At 64.3% G+C, this 3,769-nt stretch carries 5 protein-coding genes; 4 read left to right on the plus strand and 1 reads right to left on the minus strand.

All coding sequences use genetic code 11. From position 1 onward, the window contains the following. Positions 1–371, minus strand: a 371-nt coding sequence (locus tag AC1D1S_RS20010) for a hypothetical protein (protein WP_476995307.1), incomplete at its 3' end; no start/stop codon positions are given. 438 nt (positions 372–809) lie between these two features. Here AC1D1S_RS20010 and AC1D1S_RS20015 point away from each other — a divergent pair. The 4 genes from AC1D1S_RS20015 to AC1D1S_RS20030 all read left to right on the plus strand — a co-directional run. Next, complete coding sequence (locus AC1D1S_RS20015) at positions 810–2,015, plus strand: glutamate--cysteine ligase (protein WP_476995308.1); 1,206 nt, start codon at positions 810–812, stop codon at positions 2,013–2,015. Positions 2,016–2,031: 16 nt separating this feature from the next. Next, on the plus strand, positions 2,032–2,217 hold the full coding sequence (locus AC1D1S_RS20020; RefSeq protein ID WP_028276899.1) for a hypothetical protein: 186 nt from the start codon (positions 2,032–2,034) through the stop codon (positions 2,215–2,217). Between the two features lie 326 nt (positions 2,218–2,543). After that, positions 2,544–3,272: a FadR/GntR family transcriptional regulator gene (locus tag AC1D1S_RS20025; protein WP_476995309.1), complete on the plus strand. Its 729-nt coding sequence runs from the start codon at positions 2,544–2,546 to the stop codon at positions 3,270–3,272. A 174-nt stretch (positions 3,273–3,446) separates the two neighbouring features. Beyond that, positions 3,447–3,769 (plus strand): lyase family protein (locus AC1D1S_RS20030; protein ID WP_476995310.1); only part of this gene is annotated, 323 nt, incomplete at its 3' end.

The raw sequence follows: 3,769 nt of genomic DNA on the forward strand, positions 1-3,769 counted from the left end.
GCCTGAGTAAGGGTGGCATCATCCGGGACGGCTCTGACGGCTGCGTCGAACTTGTTTTCGGCCGTCTTAACTGCGTCCATTTCGTCCTTGGCTACGTCCTGGCTGGCCTTGACCAGGTCGTCGTAGGTCTTCGCGACCTGTTCCCGTGCCGATTTGATCTGTTCTATCGTGGCACCGGGTTTGAGTGTCTGTTTGAAATTTGTCAGGGATCCGGCGAAGGCACTGGCAGCAGCGCATGCCTGCGAAACGTTCTTCTCCGCTCTGGCGCTGCTGACACTGGTGCCGGGGCTGGACGTGCCGCAGCCCGTGAGCAGTGCGATGGCTGCCCCGGCTGCGATCGATCCGGCAAGGATCGGGTGTGGTCTGGACACTGGAGGCCCCTTTCCGAAATGGAATGCGGCAGGGAACCCTGCCGCACGTAAGTCCGACCATTGTCTGCCCGAAACACGGGCGTGGGCCTCATCCGGGGAAGGTGATACGTAGTGCTAGCACTCGGAATCCCTCGGCGCCCCGCCACCAACCGGGCGCCGACCGCGGGATCTCCTACCCACATTGGGCAGCAGCAGATCCCGGCCGTCGTTACGCGTCCCGTTCCCGGAAGGTATGGGCGATGGTGCCACGTGCGTCTGGATGACTGTCTTAGGGGCTTTTCCTTCCGGCATGCTGTTGTTGGGGATATTCTGGGGATCAGCAGCGCGAGCGGGCCGGTGATCATGGCTTGTGGAGGAGGGCTGTATAGCTTCATTGGCAGCCGCCTTGCAGTGGCAGGGCTGGAGGCCTTCCTGTTAGGAGCTGCCTTGAATTCTTCAATGACGAGACCACCCAACCGTTCTGGCGGCGAGGTTCCAAGGACGTTCGGCGTCGAGGAGGAATTCCTGCTCGTTGATGCCACGACGGGGCAGCCCGTACCCGCCGCGGAAGCGTGCTTGGCCAAGGCCCCTCAGCGCACTGAAACCAGTGGCGGCCCATCCTTGGCTTTGGAGGTCCAGCAAGAGCAGCTCGAGGCCGTTGGCCCTGTCTGTTCCACGCTGCAGGAAGTAATTGCGGGCATCCGCGAGGGCCGGCGGCTTGCCGACGAGGCGGCCCGTTCGGTGGGCGCACGAGCTGTCGCCGTGGCTACCAGTCCCATGCCGGCCACTCCTACCCTCGTAGAGCAGCCCCGTTTCCTGAACATGGCAACGCGGTTCGGGGTGACGCTCCGGGAGCAACTCACCTGCGGCTTCCATGTTCATGTCGGTGTCACCGACGGTGAGGAAGGGGTGGCAGTCCTGGACCGGATCCGGCGTTGGTTGCCCGTGCTGCTGGCGCTGAGCGCGAACTCCCCTTTCTGGCAGGGTGCCGACACCGGATACGCAAGCTTCCGTTACCAGGCTTGGAGCCGCTGGCCGACCGCCGGGCCCTGCGAAAGGTTCGGATCAGAACGGGAATACCACCGGTACGTGCAATCCCTGCTGACTACGGGCGTACTCCTCGATGAAGGCATGGTGTACTTCGACGCGCGCCTTTCCCGGAATCACCCGACTGTGGAGGTACGCATTGCCGACGTCTGCATGGAGGCCTCACACGCGGCCGCGATTGCCGCGCTGGTGCGGGGACTCGTTGAACGGGCCGCCCGGGAATGGCGCTCCGGGATTTCTGAGCCCCGGCTGTCCGCCGGGCAACTGCGCCTGGCGGCGTGGAAGGCAAGTCAATCAGGCGTCGACGACACCCTCCTGCACCCCCTGCTGAACATTCCATGCCCGGCTGGAGAAGCGGTCCAGGTCCTCCTCTCCCATATCCGGCCAGCCCTGGCCGACAGCGGGGACGAGGAGCAAGTAACCGCGGAAGCGGCCCGGATCCTGAGCGCCGGCACAGGTGCACGCCGGCAGCGCGAGATCATGATGAGTACACAGAGCCTGGCCGCCGTGGTGCTCGAGGCGGTGGGACACACCCACGGCGTCGAACACCACGGCCCAGCCCAGGCGGTCCCGGCGCCTGCAAGCTACCTGACGGATATTCCCAGATCACGTTCCTGATGACTCGGTTGAGGATATGGGTAACGCGGAGCCGGCTCCTGCCAGCGCCCGGGCACAGGCCCGAGCCGCGGTCCTCCCTTGGATGGTTCTGCTGGTGCTGGCCCTGATCTCTTCCGCGGTCGCCGCGGGTTCACTGGTGCTGGTCGGCGTTGACCTGGCCATCGGCAGGCAGCCGCCGGCGATGTGTTTATCGCTGGGCTGAACGGGGCTATGGCCACGGTCTTTTGGCTGTGGCGGTCCCATTCTGCACGACCAAAATTTCGGCACACTGAGTGGTCGTGATCATTTCCGCCACGTGGTTCACGTCCAGAGATAGCACGTCCAGGGATAGAAGGTCGGGCATTCTCGGTTTGGATCCGTCGTGGTGGCGTTGGAATTCCACTCCGAACTCGACTTCGAGCACGATTCTCGCGGGCTAGCATCAGGGGCGGCATCCGCAACCCTTGGCGAGTGCACCTGAGGCCCTTACCCTCACGACATATTCGGAACTTCCTTGACGGTGCGTGTGACAGGTGCCATAGTCTTCATATGGACCTGTTGGACAGCTGGACAGCTGCACAAGATCGAGTGGTGCGCGTCGGCGCGGCCGAAGCGGTCTTCGCATCCCTCCGCAGCGCAATCGAAGGCGGCAAGATTCCTGTCGGCACCCGCCTGGACTCGGAGGCATCGCTGGCCAAACAGTACGGCGTGAGCCGCACAATGGTCAGGGAGGCGCTGCGTTCCTGCACCGCATTGGGACTCACGGCCACCCACACGGGTAAGGGCACCTTCGTCATCGCTGACAAGGTGGCCCAGGACCTCAAACTCGGCAAATATTCGGCCAGCGCCCTCGTGGAAGCCCGCCCCCACGTGGAAGTGCCGGCCGCGGGCCTCGCCGCCCAACGCCGCAGCAGCGAAGACCTGGAGGCCCTGCGGGAAATCCTCCGGGAAATGTCCGAGGAAGATGATCTCCAGCAGTGGGTGCTTTTGAACACCGAGTTCCACGTGACCATCGCCCGGTGCAGCGGCAATGGCGTGTTCGAATCATTCCTGTCAGACATCTGCGACGCCATGGCCAACCAATCAAACACCCTTAACCTCGTGGCTGACCGGCGCAAGGAATCGGGTCAGGAACACGCCCGCATTTTCGCTGCCATCGAGAATGGATCAGCCGAGGAAGCATCCCAGGCCATGAGKCTGCATTTGCACGGGGTCGAATGCGCCCTGGGCACCATCGTCCCCGGAAGCGGAAACTCCAGGGCCGGCCATACGCGCTAAATCCTAAACCCCGGATTTCACCCACCCTCCCGTGCTGCAATCGCCGCAAGCCCCGCGCGGCCTCTTTGCCCTGGAACAACCATGCCCACCGTGCCGGCTGCGGCGTCACTCAGTCCTGCCCCGACCCCAGATTTTTACCGTCCAAACCCGTCAACGAAGCCCTGTGAGGACCCCATGACCACCGCACATACCGCCCCGGACACCCGCTCCGAACACGATCTCCTGGGTGACCGGGACGTTCCCGCCGGCGCCTACTGGGGTGTCCACACCCTCCGGGCCGTGGAGAACTTCCCCATCACCGGCCAGCCGCTGTCCTCCAACATGCACCTGGTCCGCGGGCTGGCCGCCGTGAAGCTCGCCGCGGCCCGCACCAACCACGAGCTCGGGCTGCTCGACGCCGGGCGTGCCGCCGCCATCGGGGACGCCTGCACCGAGGTCATGAACGGCAAACTCAGCGAGCAATTCATCGTCGACGTCATCCAGGGCGGCGCCGGGAC

Source organism: Arthrobacter sp. P1_A5, assembly GCF_056406825.1.